We start from the raw sequence: 14,098 nt of genomic DNA, 5'->3' as shown, positions 1-14,098 counted from the left end.
GGCGAATTCAGCTAAATTAGATTAGCTAATCCGAACTGTCATCAGGATATAAAATGGGAGAGTGCAATGAATAAGCCATTTACCATCGTTATGCCATTGTATCAGGGCATTACGCAGTTAGATTTCACCGGTCCTTATCAGTTTTTTTCCCGCCTGCCGGATGCAAAAGTTGTGGTGGCATCACTTGGCGCTGAACCTGTCGATGTGGAAAGCTTCAGCTTTTCCAGTCTTGCTGCTCTGGATGAGATTACCGAATGCGATCTGCTCTGTGTACCGGGCGGCACCTGCACTAACGCGATTGAGAATGCCGATTTTCTCGCTGCCATTCGACGCTTAGGGTTGAATGCCAGCTACGTGACGTCAGTCTGTACGGGTTCAATGATCCTCGCAGCCGCTGGCTTGCTGAAGGGGAAAAGAGCGGCCTGTCACTGGGCATGGCGTGATTCGCTGGCGCTGTTTGGCGCGATCCCGGATAACGAGCGCGTGGTGAAGGATGGGCACATCATTACCGGCGGTGGCGTGACCGCAGGAATTGATTTTGCGCTGGTGGTGATTGCCGAAATTGCCGGAGAAGAGATTGCGCAGTCAATTCAGCTTGGCCTTGAGTACGCACCGCAGCCGCCTTTCAATGCCGGACGACCTGAAACGGCGCCTCCCGCTGTCAGGGAGAGAGTGATGGCGCGGATGCAAAAAGTGGTAGAGGAAAAAATGCCGATCCTCGAGAAAGCGGCCCGCGAGCTCAACTGACGATCGCCCCGACGTTCCTGTCCGGACCGACGCATCGGCTCCGGGCAGGCAACTTTCACTCTATGATTTCGCCATCTTTCAGGATTAGTTCTTCTTCACAAACTCTGATTTCAACTTCATCGGGCCAAAACCATCAATTTTGCAGTCAATATTGTGGTCGCCTTCCACCAGACGAATGCTTTTAACCCGGGTGCCGATTTTTAGCGGGGTTGAGCTGCCTTTCACTTTTAAATCTTTGATCACCGTGACGCTGTCGCCATCGGCCAACAGGTTGCCGTTAGCATCTTTCACAATCAGCGCGTCATCAGACGCGGCTTCAGCTCCTTCGGACCAGACGTGACCGCACTCAGGGCAATTGAAGAGCGCGCCATCCTGCCAGCTATATTCAGAGTGACACTTCGGGCAGGGAGGAAGGGTTTGCATAATAAGCCTCAAAATAATCCATAGAAAATAAGGGGGCATTTTAGCCTGGCGGCTGGCGTAAGCCCACAAAAAACGCCGACCCAGCTCCGGAGAGTGTTATTGCGCAAACTGCCGTACCGCTATGACATAAAGGAGTTACCGGTATCACAGAAATAAGAAATCATAAAAATGGAACGTGATCCCGCAATTGAGCCTTCCCAGCCTCAACTCTATAACTAAACGTCAGTTCCCCTTAAGGCTTCCAGGCCACGATCTGCAACCCTTAACAACAGGCGTGCCATCTATGAAAGAGACGTTATCGGTCAAAGAAAAAATCAGCTACGGCCTCGGCGATATGGCCAGCCATATTGGTCTCGAAAATGTAATCATTTTCCTGACCTTTTATTACACCGATGTGGTGGGATTGCCCGCCGTCTTCGTCGGAACGATGTTCCTGCTTGCGCGCGCGGCTGATGCCATCATCGATCCCCTGATGGGCCTCATTGCGGACCGCACCAAAACGCGCTGGGGTAAATTCCGCCCCTGGTTGCTTTGGCTGGCTGTGCCATTTGGTGCCAGTTGTCTGTTGATCTACGCCGTGCCGGAATCCCTTTCGCTGAGCGGAAAAATGATTTTTGCCAGCGTGACTTACGCAGCGATGATGCTGATGTACACCGCCATCAATATTCCTTATTGCTCGATGGGCGCGATCATCACCTCGGATAATGAAGAGCGCATTTCGCTGCAATCCTACCGTTTTTTCCTCGCCACCCTCGGCGGCGCGATGTCCACTTTCCTGATGATGCCGCTCGCCCAGTATATTGGCGGCGAAGATAAACTGGCTGGTTATCGGGGGGCGATGGCCATCATGGCTGGCGCAACGGTCTTTATGTTCCTGATCTGTTTCAGAAATACCAGGGAGCGTATCCAGGCACCGGCCAGCCATGAAAACTTTATCAGCGACCTGCGCGACTTACTGCGTAACGACCAGTGGCGCGTTGTGGCGGGTCTGGTCTTTTTCAACATTGCTTTTGGCGTTATCAGGCTCGGCGCCATGATGTATTACGTGACTTATCACCTTGGCAATCCCAGCTATTTTATGTGGTTGCTGGGGGCGCACATCGTCGGCAAAAGCGCGGGCAGTGCGCTGTGTAAACCCCTGACCACCGGCCGCAGTAAGGTGCAGGTATTCAGGCTGGCTGCCTGGGCCGCAGGCTTACTCAGTATCGCGATCTTCTTCCTGCCCGCCTCCATCAGTCTGCTGGTGGTGATGGTGGTACTGGTTTCCACCTTCTACCAAATCACCACCACCCTGATGTGGGTGATGATGTCTGATGTGGTCGATTACGGTGAATACACCCAGGGAAAACGTATGGATGGCACCATCTTCTCCACGCTGCTTTCCATTTTGAAAATGGGCATGGCGGTGAGCGGAGCAATCGTCGGCTGGACGCTGGGCCTGAGCGGCTACATCCCCCATGCTGAGATGCAAAACCCGGTCGCCATGTCCGCCATTATCGCGTTGTTCAGCCTGGTTCCCGGCGTGCTTTCAATTCTCAGCGCGCTGACGCTGCGTTGGTACACGCTGAGCGATGCCACGATGGCTGACGTTAATACCTCGAAAAGATCGCTGCAAAGCGATCGTTACTAATCAGGAGTTTCTATGAGCGAGTTAATCGCAGAGCAGCGCCGTATTTTGTGGCATTTCGATCGACAAACGCTGGTTGTTGAACCCTGGGGGAAGAACAGCCTGCGCGTTCGCGCCACCTGCTTACCGCCGATCAAAGATGAATGCTGGGCACTGTTGCCGAACCCGCAAGAGACGCCCGTATCGATCACGGAAGGGCCGGAAACCCTGAGCATCACCCACGGCAAGTTAAAAGCGGTGCTGAACATCAAAGGCCAGCTGGCTTTTTATAACCAGCACGGTGAATTACTGCTGGAAGAGTTCTGGCGCCAGCGCACCACGGTGGGCATTGGCGCCAGCGAAAAGAATCAGGATAAGTACATCAGCGCGCTGAAGCTGGATGCCCGTGAGTTCCGTCCTATCCCCGGTGGAAAATATCAGCTGACCGTCCGCTTTGAAGCCAGGCCGGAGGAAAAAATCTATGGCATGGGTCAGTATCAGCAACCCTGGTTAGACCTGAAAGGCTGCACGTTAGAGTTGGCGCAGCGTAATTCTCAGGCCAGCGTGCCTTTTATGCTCTCCAGCCTGGGTTATGGGCTGCTGTGGAATAATCCGGCTATTGGTGAGGCGACCTTCGCGAAAAATGGGACCGAGTGGCAGGCTAAAGTGACTGAGCAGATGGATTACTGGATCACTGCCGGAGAGACGCCTGCGGAAATCGTCCGTCAATACGGTGCCGTAACAGGCACTGCGCCAAAAATGCCGGAATTCGCCACCGGTTTTTGGCAATGCAAATTACGTTATCGAACCCAACAGGAAGTTCTGGAGGTGGCGCGTGAGTATCATCGTCGTAACCTGCCACTGTCCGTAATCGTTATCGACTTCTTCCACTGGCCGAATCAGGGCACCTGGTGCTTCGATCCCAAAGACTGGCCCGATCCGAAAGCGATGGTCGCCGAGTTGAAATCGCTGGGCATCGAAACGATGGTATCAGTGTGGCCAACCGTCGACAGCCGCACCGAAAATTATAAAGAGATGAAGTCCAAAGGCTATCTGGTGAATACCGATCGCGGTGTGTCGGTCAATCTGGATTTTATGGGCAACACCACCTTCTTCGATGCAACACATCCTGAGGCACGGCGGTTTGTCTGGGAGAAGGTAAAACAGAATTACTATGACCTGGGTATCAAGCTGTTCTGGCTGGATGAGGCCGAGCCGGAATACCGCGCCTATGATTTTGATAATTATCGTTATCACCTTGGCCCGGTGCTTGAGGTCGGTAATATCTATCCGCAGAAGTTTGCCGCCGGTTTCTATGATGGGCTGAAAGAGCAGGGAGAAACCGACATCGTCAATCTGGTTCGTTGTGCCTGGGCGGGTAGCCAGCGCTATGGCGTACTGGCATGGTCTGGCGATATCCATTCCTCTTTCCATTCACTCCGCAACCAGATTGCCGCCGGCCTGAACATGGGGATGGCAGGTATTCCCTGGTGGACCACCGATATCGGCGGATTTCAGGGGGGCAACGTCAACGATCCCGCCTTCCAGGAATTGTTGATCCGGTGGTTCCAGTGGGGCGTTTTCTGCCCGGTTTTCCGTTTGCATGGCTACCGTGAACCGCAGATACAGCCGCCTGAGGCCTGGCGAGACGGCATTGCCCAATGTAATAGCGGGTCGCCGAATGAAGTCTGGAGCTACGGTGAGGATAACTATCAGATTATGCGCCACTGGCTGATGGTGCGTGAAAAATTGCGTCCTTACATCAACCGCCTGATGGATGTGGCCCATGAACAGGGCGATCCGGTGATGCGTGCCATGTTCTACGCGTTCCCTGAACAGAGCGAAAGTTGGCAGGTGGAGGATCAGTACATGTTTGGGCCCGATATTCTGGTGGCACCCATTCTTCACCAGGGGCAGCGCGAGCGCCGTGTGTGGCTGCCTGCAGGGACGACCTGGCGTGAGTTAAACGGGGAGCAGCATGAAGGCGGTCAATGGATAGGCGTTGCCGCGCCGCTCGACGCAATTCCGGTGCTGGTACGTGATGACTCGCAGGTTCAGCAAGAGCTGGGTGAGTCTGTAACGCGTTAAGTGTTGGAATTATCGTGAAGTCAGGTAAAAGCCCACTGAGCAGTGGGCTTTATACGCATAAAAGCGGTTATTCGATGTTTTGGATCTGCTCGCGCATCTGCTCAATCAGCACTTTCAGCTCGATGGCGGAGGTGGTGATCTCGGCATTGATCGATTTTGAGGCCAGGGTGTTCGACTCGCGGTTGAACTCCTGCATCATAAAGTCGAGACGGCGGCCAACGGCTTCCTTCTTCTTCAGGATGTTGTAGGTCTCTTTAACGTGCGCTTCCAGACGATCCAGCTCTTCTGCCACGTCAACACGCTGGGCCAGCATGATCAGTTCCTGCTCAACGCGGTTGCTGTCCACCTGTACCTGCGCATCTTCCAGCTTGCTGACCAGCCGCTCGCGCTGCCATTTGAGCACGTCTGGCATCTGCGTCCGCACCTTGCCGATTTCCGTCGTCACGCCCTCAAGACGTTGTTCAATCATCGCCTTCAGCGCCGTGCCTTCTGTCTCACGGGAAGTGATAAAGTCTTCCAGTGCGGTATCCAGCGACGTTAACAGTTCGGCGGAAATAGCATCCAAATCCTGCTCTTCGGCAGACATCACGCCAGGCCAGCGCAGAATATCAACCGGGTTGATTTCTCCTTCATCGCTCTGCATTTTGACCCAGTTAGCGGCCTGAACCAGCTGAACAGCCAGCTTTTCATTCAGCACCAACGCGCTCTGCGCACTCGGATCGGCGTCAAAACGCAGGTTGCATTCGATTTTACCGCGCGTCAGGCGGTTACGGATGCGCTCACGGATCACCGGCTCCAGGCCACGGAACTGCTCCGGCAGGCGGATGTAGGTTTCTAAATAGCGCTGGTTAACGGAACGAAGTTCCCAGGCTGCGCTGCCCCATTCGCCTTTGGTTTCACGCCGCGCGTAGGCGGTCATACTGCGGATCATTTGCGTACCCGTTTTCTGAGAAAGATAAACGGATTATAGCGGCGCAAGCCAGGCCTTAACAGGCATTCGGCTAAACTCAATGAAATCAGCGATCGTCACTGGTTTTTTAGCCGGGCCAGCTTATGATGCAGTTACCCTTAATCTGCATCAGGAACTTCATGAAAACCTCTTCCGTTATTGCTGTGGCTGTCGCCTTTACCCTCAGCGGCTGCATGGCTTCCAGCCCGCAAAATCCCGTGACCCCCGCCAGCTGCCAGGTGGGCGATGCCATGCAGCAAACCACGCTTTATTTTGGTCTGAGCCGGCCTCATGGTGCGGATATCACTCACGCTGAATGGCAATCGTTTGTCGACAGCGAGGTTACGCCACGCTTCAAAGATGGCCTGACGGTATTTGATGCTAAAGGTCAGTGGCTGGGAGAAGACGGCAAAGTGGCACGAGAGGGCAGTAAGGCGTTGATGCTAATCCATGCATCAGGCACGCAGGAGCAGCAGAATATTGAAGCGCTGCGCACACGTTACAAGCAGCGCTTCCAGCAGGAGTCGGTGATGCGGGTGGATAGCCCGGTCTGTGTCGGTTTTTAAGTTCAGCCCGGCATCACGCCGGGCTGGTTGTCATATTACAGCACCAAACCTGCAAAGGCGGCTGACAGCAGGCTGACCAGCGTCGACCCGTAGACCAGCTTCAGACCAAAGCGGGAAACCACGTTGCCCTGCTGTTCGTTCAGACCTTTGATCGCGCCCGCGACAATGCCAATGGAAGCAAAGTTGGCGAACGAAACCAGGAAGACGGAGAGGATGCCCAGCCCGCGAGGCGAAAGTTCCGCCGCGATTTTCTTTAGCTCAATCATTGCCACAAACTCATTCGCCACCAGTTTGGTCGCCATGATACTGGCTGCACGCAGCGCATCCGCTGCCGGAATGCCAATCAGCCAGGCAAACGGCCAGAAGATGTAGCCCAGAATTTCCTGGAAGCTGATGCCAAACAGGCTGGAGAAAATGGCGTTGACCGCCGCAATCAGTGCAATAAAGCCAATCAGCATCGCCATAATAATCATCGCCACCTTAAAGCCGGCAAGAATGTATTCCCCCAGCATCTCAAAGAAGCTTTGATCTTCGTGCAGCTTTTCCAGCCTGATTTCTGGTTCGTCGCCTGGCACCGTCGGATTAATGATCGACAGGATAATAAAGGTGCTGAACATGTTAAGCAGCAAAGCCGCCACCACGTAGCGCGGTTCAATCATCGACATATAGGCGCCCACAATCGACAGTGAAACCGTCGACATTGCCGCCGCCGCCATTGAATACAGGCGGCGAGGGGAGATATCAGCCAAAATGCCTTTATAGGCGATAAAGTTCTCAGACTGGCCGAGGATCAGGGTACTGACCGCGTTAAACGACTCCAGTTTGCCCATCCCGTTCACTTTCGACAGAATCGTGCCGACCAGACGGATCAGCAGCGGCAAAATACGCAGGTGCTGCAAAATCCCGATCAGTGCCGAGATAAAGATGATCGGGCAGAGCACGCCGAGGAAGATGAAGGCCAGACCCTGACTCGCCATGCCGCCAAAGACGAACTCCGATCCTTGCCCGGCAAATTTCAGCAGGGTTTCGAAGAATCCGGACACCGCGGTGACCAGCGTCAGACCGCTGGACGCGTGCAGAAAGAACCAGGCCAGCGCGGCTTCAATCACGACCAGCTGAAGGATCACCCGCGGGCGGATTTTTTTACGGTCGTTACTGAACAGCAACGCCAGGCAAAAGATGACCACAAGGGCCAGAAGAAAATGAAGTACGTCAGGCATTTCAATGATGTCCGGCAGACTAATGAGAGAAGGCAGCATTTAGCCACAACTTGCCGCGCTTTTCACTCTGCGTTGCGCAGCGCTGCAATTTTAAACGTAAGAAAGTCATCTCAGGCATAAGAAACGCCGTCTGCATCAGGCGAACGTAGGCATTCGGCGGTGAAATCCGTATAATGCGCAGCCAATACTGATTTGCTAGCCGGAGAGAAACCATGCGTCCTGCAGGCCGTAGCGCACAACAAGTGCGCCCTGTCACACTGACCCGTCATTACACCAAACATGCTGAAGGTTCAGTTCTGGTTGAATTCGGTGATACCAAAGTGCTGTGTACCGCCACCATCGAAGAAGGCGTTCCGCGTTTTCTGAAAGGTCAGGGACAAGGCTGGGTAACCGCTGAGTACGGCATGCTGCCGCGCGCGACCCACAGCCGTAATGCCCGCGAAGCCGCGAAAGGTAAGCAGGGTGGCCGCACGCTGGAAATTCAACGTCTGATTGCCCGCTCTTTGCGTGCGGCGCTGGATTTGAAAGCGCTGGGTGAATTCACCATCACCCTGGATTGTGACGTGCTGCAGGCGGATGGCGGAACCCGTACCGCCTCCATCACCGGTGCGTGCGTGGCGCTGGCCGATGCCCTGAACCATCTGGTCTCTATCGGTAAGCTGAAATCCAATCCAATGAAAGGGATGGTGGCCGCCATTTCCGTCGGTATTGTTAACGGCGAAGCGCTGTGCGACCTGGAATACGTCGAAGACTCCGCCGCTGAAACCGATATGAATGTGGTGATGACGGAAGATGGCCGCATGATTGAAGTGCAGGGGACCGCAGAAGGCGAGCCGTTCAGCCACGATGAGCTGCTCCAGCTGCTTGCTCTGGCAAGAGGGGGAATTGATTCCCTGATTCTGGCGCAGAAAGCAGCGCTGAAAGACTGATTTTATGAGGCGACCAGTGAGTCGCCTTTTTTATGACAAGCAGAGGACCAAGACATGAAAGCCTGGCAGCGCCAATTTATCGAATTCGCCATCAACAAGCAGGTGCTGAAGTTTGGTGAGTTCACGCTGAAATCAGGGCGCACCAGCCCTTATTTCTTCAATGCTGGCCTGTTCAATACGGGCCGCGATCTGGCGTTACTTGGGCGTTTCTATGCCCAGGCGCTGGTAGATTCCGGTATTGATTTCGACCTGGTTTTTGGTCCGGCGTACAAAGGGATCCCAATTGCGACCACCACCGCCGTCGCGCTGGCCGACCATCACGATCGCGATGTGCCTTATTGCTTCAACCGTAAAGAAGCCAAGACGCACGGTGAGGGTGGCACGCTGGTGGGCAGCCCGTTACAGGGGCGCATTATGCTGGTGGACGATGTGATCACGGCCGGTACCGCCATCCGCGAATCAATGGAGATCATTTCAGCAAGTCATGCCACGCTGGCTGGCGTGCTGATTTCGCTGGATCGTCAGGAACGCGGGCGTGGTAAGGAGTCAGCCATTCAGGAAGTTGAGCGGGATTACGGCTGTAAGGTCATTTCGATTATTACGCTGGAAGAGCTGATTGCTTATCTGGAAGAGAAGCCGGAGATGGCAGACCATCTGGTGGCGGTTCGTGCTTACCGTAAAGAGTACGGTATCTAAGATTGTCGCGGGTCAGATCCCTCTGACCCGCAGTCTGTTTACACCAGCTGAGACGCCAGCAATGGCCAGCGGGTATCAAAGTCTACCGTCGGACGGTAGCGGAAGCCGGAACGGACAAAGCGTGAAAGCAAGCCTTCACAGAACGCCAGCAGTTGACTGGCCAGCAGCGTTTCATCGGTCACAAAACCCTCGCCTTCCCGCAATTTCTGCTCGCGAAGCACCTGACGCAGCTGTACTTCTATGCGCTCGAACAGCTGATTGATTCGTCCTTGCAGACGGTCCTGTTCAAACATCAGTGCATGGCCGGTCAGAATGCGCGTTAAACCCGGATTACGCTCACCAAAACCCAGAATTAACTGGATAATCAGACGCAGACGCGGCAGCGTCTCTTTTTCGTCTTTCAAAATCAGATTGATGCGCGTAATCAGGCTGTCTTCAATAAACTCGATCAGGCTGTCAAACATCCGGGTTTTGCTGGGGAAATGGCGATACAGCGCCGCTTCCGAAACCCCAACGTTGGCGGCCAGTTTGGCCGTGGTGATACGCTGACTGCCATCGCTTGATTCCAGCATTTGTGCCAGAGCCTGCAATATTTCTTCGCGACGATTCCTTTTCGCACTCTTTTTCTCTGCCATGACCTGAAAAACCCCTGAAATATCACTTTAATAGGGCAGTAGCCCACGCAACGTCGGTGAGCAAAGCGCTCACGGCGAAAATAAGGATAAGTGACTGGCTAACGATCTGCAGGCAGACGCTTACTGGCGACCAGAGTGACCAAAGCCACCTTCTCCGCGATCGCTGGTATCAAAGTCTTCTACCAGATTGAATTCAGCCTGAACGACCGGCACGAAGACCATCTGAGCGATGCGTTCGCCGGGTTCAATGTTGAAAGCTTCCTGACTGCGGTTCCAGACGGAAACCATCAGCTGGCCCTGGTAATCCGAATCGATCAGACCGACCAGATTACCCAACACCACGCCATGTTTATGGCCAAGGCCAGAGCGGGGAAGGATGACTGCCGCCAGTTGCGGGTCGCCAATGTGAATAGCCAGACCGGTAGGCACCAGCGTGGTGGCGCCTGGTGCCAGTAAAATGGCTTCATCCAGGCAGGCGCGCAGGTCAAGACCTGCCGATCCAGAGGTGGCGTAGGTGGGTAATGGGAAGTCTTTACCCACACGCGCATCTAAAATCTTAACGTCGATTTTTTTCATCATAACGGCTGACTATCTCGTCTAGTAACTGTTGGCCAAGGAGTGACTTATCGCTGAGCGGTAAGACTTTTTCTCCCTCCTGCCAAAAAAGGTGCAGAGCATTGGTATCACTGTTGAAACCCTGCCCGGCTTTCGAAACATCGTTGGCGCAGATTAAATCCAGGTTTTTACGGACCCGTTTTTGTTGCGCGTATTCTTCCACATTCTGGGTTTCTGCCGCAAACCCTACGACGTAAGGGCGGCCTTCCTGCATGTGCGCGACCCCTGCAACGATGTCGGGGTTTTTTACCATTTTGAGGGTGACTTCATCACCCTGTTTTTTGATTTTTTCTGGCGCAACTTCAGCGGCACGATAGTCTGCAACGGCTGCCGTGCCAATAAAAATATGTTGTTTAGCGGCGCTTGCCATCACCGCATCTTGCATCTCTAACGCGGTTAACACGTCGGTGCGTTTAACCCATTGCGGTGTGTTTAATGCCACAGGACCACTGATCAAGGTGACGTTTGCGCCCCGTTTTGCCGCCGCGGCGGCAATCGCGAAGCCCATCTTACCTGAGCTGTGGTTAGTAATGAACCGAACCGGATCCAGCGATTCGCGGGTGGGACCGGCGGTGATCATAATGTTGAGATGTTTCAGATCGTTGACGGGTGATGACCAGTTCACCGCTTCATCCACAATCGCCAGCGGATCTAACATCCGGCCTGGACCGACATCACCACAGGCCTGGCTGCCGCTGTCCGGCCCCCAAATCAGCACACCCCGCTGTGCCAGCACCTGCAAATTATGCTCGGTGGCCGGTGCCCGGTACATCTGCTGATTCATTGCCGGCACCACGGCAATCGGTGCCGGTGTGGCGAGGCAGATGGTGGTCACGAGGTCATTTGCCATCCCTGCCGTCACCCGCGCAATAAGGTCCGCCGTAGCGGGTGCCAGGATCACCAAATCGGCCCATTTCCCCAGCTCGATATGCCCCATCGCCGCTTCCGCTGCCGGATCGAGCAGGTCATCAGACACCGGATAGCCAGAGACAGCCTGCAGGCTAAGCGGTGTGATAAAGGCTTTTGCCGCTTCCGTCATCACCACGCGCACCTCAGCCCCGCGATCGCGCAGGCGCCTGACCAGTTCGGGTGCTTTATAGGCCGCGATACCGCCACTTACGCCCAGAACAATGTGTTTACCGGTTAATCCCGTCATCTTGCTATCCGCCCTGTAGAGTCAGACTGGCGCGGCTCACTGCCGCCACAATGCCGCTATTTTACCATACTCATCCGGCGGTGCCTGTTAGCACTCTGGAGCCTTTGCGAGACAATTCGCAGAGTCAGATCGGAAGGGTGGAAAAGTACTGTATATAATGCCATGCTTTTTCGGGCTGAGGAAGAAGGGATATGCAAGATGAAACAGTGGACGGAGTTACCGCCGAGAGAAAAATTACTGGTGAAAGGCGTTGAGACATTGAACGATACTGAATTACTCGCGCTGTTTTTACGCACGGGATCGGGCGGTGTGCATGTGATGGCGCTAGCGCAGCAGCTGATAGGGACATTTGGCTCGTTATACCATTTGATGACGGCAGACCGGTCGGCATTTGATCGGGTTAAAGGGATAGGCGATGCAAAATATACCCAGATCAATGCGATAGCCGAGTTAGCCCGCCGTTTCTTTTCCAGTATTCCGGTTCAGGAGCGCCAGCTGGCGGGCGGGACGGCCGATATGCTTACCTTTTTTATCAGTCAACTTGCGCACCGTGAGCGAGAAATTTTTATGGTGGCGTTTCTTGATAACCAGCACCGGATGATTCACGCGTGCGAAATGTTTGCCGGAACCTTAAATAGCGTCGAAGTTCATCCACGGGAAATCGTCAAAGAAGCGCTGGCGAAAAATGCGGCTGCGCTGATTCTGGCGCATAATCATCCCTCCGGGATTGCCCGCCCCAGTAGGGCTGACCATCAGGTCACGCGGCGAATTGTCGCGGCCTGTCAGTTAATGAATATTCACGTATTGGACCATATTGTCATTGGGCACGGCGAGTCGGTCTCTTTTGCCGAATGCGGGTGGATGTAGCCCACCCGGTTCGGCTAAAAGCTCATTTTTTGTCCCGAGTTAAGAACGGTTAAGTGTTCAAATGAAGCTATTTTGCACGATCCAGAGGGATCTTTATCTGTTCGGGACTTGAGCAGCGGCGGCGCAGGGCGTATACTACGCCACCTTTGAGAATCTCGGGTTTGGCAAATAGGCCTACTCAGCGGGTTCACATTGAACTCGCCTGGAGGGTCTTAGAGCCTGACGAGGCGGCCAAAACCTTATTTTTAAAGCTCGAGCTGATTTGATTTTTGGAGAATAGACATGTCACGAGTCTGCCAAGTAACTGGCAAGCGTCCGGTATCGGGTAACAACCGCTCCCACGCAATGAACGCGACGAAACGCCGTTTCCTGCCGAACCTGCACTCTCACCGTTTTTGGGTTGAGAGCGAAAAGCGCTTCGTTACACTGCGCGTCACTGCCAAAGGCATGCGCGTAATTGATAAAAAGGGTATTGAGACGGTCCTGGCCGATCTGCGTACCCGCGGTGAGAAGTACTAAGGTAAAGGAACTGAATCATGGCTAAAGGTATTCGTGAGAAGATCAAGCTGGTTTCTTCTGCTGGGACAGGTCACTTCTATACCACCACGAAGAACAAGCGTACTAAGCCGGAAAAATTGGAACTGAAGAAATTCGATCCAGTTGTCCGCCAGCACGTGATCTATAAAGAAGCTAAAATCAAGTAATTGATTTCAGTGGATGAAAAACCCGGCTTCGGCCGGGTTTTTTGTTTTTAAAAGAGGATAACGGACCTTAACGGGAGGCAAGTACATGCCGGAGTTACCTGAAGTCGAAACCAGCCGCCGCGGCATTGAACCGCATCTGGTGGGCGCCACTATTCTTCATGCTATTGTCCGCAATGACCGCCTGCGTTGGCCGGTTTCCCTCGAAATTCAAAGCCTCAGCGATCAACCGGTGCTCAGCGTGCAACGCCGTGCCAAATATCTGCTGATTGAGCTGCCGCATGGCTGGATCATCATTCACCTGGGAATGTCCGGTAGCCTGCGCGTGTTGCCCGAAGAGCTTCCCCCTGCCAAACATGACCACGTCGATCTGGTGATGAGCAACGGTAAGGTCCTGCGTTATACCGATCCTCGCCGCTTTGGTGCCTGGCTGTGGTGCACGGATTTAGCCGCGAGCAATGTGCTGGCTCATCTTGGCCCTGAGCCCCTGCATGATGCCTTCTCGGCGGAGTATCTGTTTGATAAGTCGAGAAACAAGCGGACGCCGGTTAAACCCTGGCTGATGGATAACAAACTGGTGGTGGGAGTGGGGAATATCTACGCCAGCGAATCCCTGTTTGTTGCCGGGATCCATCCCGATCGTCCGGCCATGACCCTGACTCACGACGAAGCGGCATTGCTGGTGAAAACCATCAAGGCGGTACTGCTACGTTCAATTGAGCAGGGGGGAACAACGCTGCGTGACTTCCTGCAGACGGACGGTAAGCCGGGTTATTTCGCGCAGGAGTTGCAGGTGTATGGTCGGGCAGGCGAACCCTGTCGGGTCTGTGCCACGCCGGTTAAGAGCGCGAAGCACGCCCAGCGCAGTACATTTTATTGTCCGACCTGCCAGAAATAAGG

The 14,098-nt window shown here is 54.1% G+C and carries 16 protein-coding genes; 10 read left to right on the top strand and 6 right to left on the bottom strand.

From position 1 onward, the window contains the following. Positions 1–66: 66 nt before the first annotated feature. On the top strand, positions 67–747 hold the full coding sequence (locus AC1UKS_RS21950) for a DJ-1/PfpI family protein (RefSeq protein ID WP_482435212.1): 681 nt from the start codon (positions 67–69) through the stop codon (positions 745–747). Positions 748–831: 84 nt separating this feature from the next. On the opposite strand, the gene AC1UKS_RS21945 is transcribed toward AC1UKS_RS21950, so the two are convergent. Next, complete coding sequence (locus tag AC1UKS_RS21945; protein ID WP_482435211.1) at positions 832–1,170, bottom strand: zinc ribbon domain-containing protein YjdM; 339 nt, start codon at positions 1,168–1,170, stop codon at positions 832–834. 283 nt (positions 1,171–1,453) lie between these two features. Between AC1UKS_RS21945 and AC1UKS_RS21940 the strand changes: the two genes are divergently transcribed. Both AC1UKS_RS21940 and AC1UKS_RS21935 read left to right on the top strand, forming a co-directional pair. After that, complete coding sequence (locus tag AC1UKS_RS21940) at positions 1,454–2,800, top strand: glycoside-pentoside-hexuronide (GPH):cation symporter (protein ID WP_106382020.1); 1,347 nt, start codon at positions 1,454–1,456, stop codon at positions 2,798–2,800. A 12-nt stretch (positions 2,801–2,812) separates the two neighbouring features. Then, positions 2,813–4,864 (top strand): glycoside hydrolase family 31 protein, encoded by a 2,052-nt coding sequence (locus AC1UKS_RS21935; protein ID WP_482435209.1) that lies wholly within the window; start codon positions 2,813–2,815, stop codon positions 4,862–4,864. 67 nt (positions 4,865–4,931) lie between these two features. Here AC1UKS_RS21935 and AC1UKS_RS21930 read toward each other — a convergent pair whose 3' ends face one another. After that, entirely contained in the window at positions 4,932–5,795 is an 864-nt protein-coding gene (locus tag AC1UKS_RS21930; protein WP_482435208.1) for a YicC/YloC family endoribonuclease, read from the bottom strand. Between the two features lie 158 nt (positions 5,796–5,953). Between AC1UKS_RS21930 and AC1UKS_RS21925 the strand changes: the two genes are divergently transcribed. After that, positions 5,954–6,379 carry a DUF3574 domain-containing protein gene (locus AC1UKS_RS21925; RefSeq protein ID WP_482435207.1) on the top strand — a complete coding sequence of 142 codons (426 nt, stop codon included), beginning with the start codon at positions 5,954–5,956 and terminating at the stop codon, positions 6,377–6,379. Positions 6,380–6,414: 35 nt separating this feature from the next. Here AC1UKS_RS21925 and AC1UKS_RS21920 read toward each other — a convergent pair whose 3' ends face one another. Further along, positions 6,415–7,599 carry a NupC/NupG family nucleoside CNT transporter gene (locus AC1UKS_RS21920; protein ID WP_482435205.1) on the bottom strand — a complete coding sequence of 395 codons (1,185 nt, stop codon included), beginning with the start codon at positions 7,597–7,599 and terminating at the stop codon, positions 6,415–6,417. A gap of 212 nt (positions 7,600–7,811) precedes the next feature. Here AC1UKS_RS21920 and rph point away from each other — a divergent pair, with 212 nt between their 5' ends. After that, complete coding sequence (gene rph, locus AC1UKS_RS21915) at positions 7,812–8,528, top strand: ribonuclease PH (protein WP_106382023.1); 717 nt, start codon at positions 7,812–7,814, stop codon at positions 8,526–8,528. 54 nt (positions 8,529–8,582) lie between these two features. Continuing rightward, entirely contained in the window at positions 8,583–9,224 is a 642-nt protein-coding gene (pyrE, locus tag AC1UKS_RS21910) for an orotate phosphoribosyltransferase (RefSeq protein ID WP_013200096.1), read from the top strand. Between the two features lie 38 nt (positions 9,225–9,262). Here pyrE and slmA read toward each other — a convergent pair whose 3' ends face one another. The 3 genes from slmA to coaBC form a co-directional block, all read right to left on the bottom strand. After that, positions 9,263–9,859, bottom strand: a complete 597-nt coding sequence (slmA, locus tag AC1UKS_RS21905) for a nucleoid occlusion factor SlmA (protein WP_013200097.1) — start codon at positions 9,857–9,859, stop codon at positions 9,263–9,265. A 120-nt stretch (positions 9,860–9,979) separates the two neighbouring features. Continuing rightward, positions 9,980–10,438: a dUTP diphosphatase gene (gene dut, locus AC1UKS_RS21900; protein ID WP_041691838.1), complete on the bottom strand. Its 459-nt coding sequence runs from the start codon at positions 10,436–10,438 to the stop codon at positions 9,980–9,982. Further along, complete coding sequence (gene coaBC, locus AC1UKS_RS21895; protein ID WP_482435204.1) at positions 10,416–11,630, bottom strand: bifunctional phosphopantothenoylcysteine decarboxylase/phosphopantothenate--cysteine ligase CoaBC; 1,215 nt, start codon at positions 11,628–11,630, stop codon at positions 10,416–10,418. Before coaBC ends, dut begins: the two co-directional genes overlap by 23 nt. Positions 11,631–11,828: 198 nt before the next feature. Here coaBC and radC point away from each other — a divergent pair, with 198 nt between their 5' ends. The 4 genes from radC (at position 11,829) to mutM (ending at position 14,096) form a co-directional block, all read left to right on the top strand. Then, a complete protein-coding gene (gene radC / locus AC1UKS_RS21890) occupies positions 11,829–12,497 on the top strand; it encodes a RadC family protein (protein WP_482435202.1) in 669 nt (222 codons plus the stop codon). 282 nt (positions 12,498–12,779) lie between these two features. Next, positions 12,780–13,016, top strand: coding sequence for a 50S ribosomal protein L28 (gene rpmB / locus AC1UKS_RS21885; RefSeq protein WP_013200101.1), 237 nt, complete (start codon positions 12,780–12,782; stop codon positions 13,014–13,016). A gap of 17 nt (positions 13,017–13,033) precedes the next feature. Beyond that, positions 13,034–13,201 (top strand): 50S ribosomal protein L33, encoded by a 168-nt coding sequence (rpmG, locus tag AC1UKS_RS21880; protein ID WP_001051798.1) that lies wholly within the window; start codon positions 13,034–13,036, stop codon positions 13,199–13,201. A gap of 85 nt (positions 13,202–13,286) precedes the next feature. Next, the gene (gene mutM / locus AC1UKS_RS21875) at positions 13,287–14,096 is read left to right on the top strand and encodes a bifunctional DNA-formamidopyrimidine glycosylase/DNA-(apurinic or apyrimidinic site) lyase (RefSeq protein WP_482435201.1); all 810 of its coding nucleotides are present in this window, start codon (positions 13,287–13,289) and stop codon (positions 14,094–14,096) included. Positions 14,097–14,098: the final 2 nt, after the last annotated feature.

This window comes from Erwinia sp. AK-PDG3-5 (assembly GCF_056821705.1).
The sequence above is the reverse complement of the archived record's forward strand: the minus strand, read 5'-3'. Positions and strand labels throughout refer to the sequence as shown.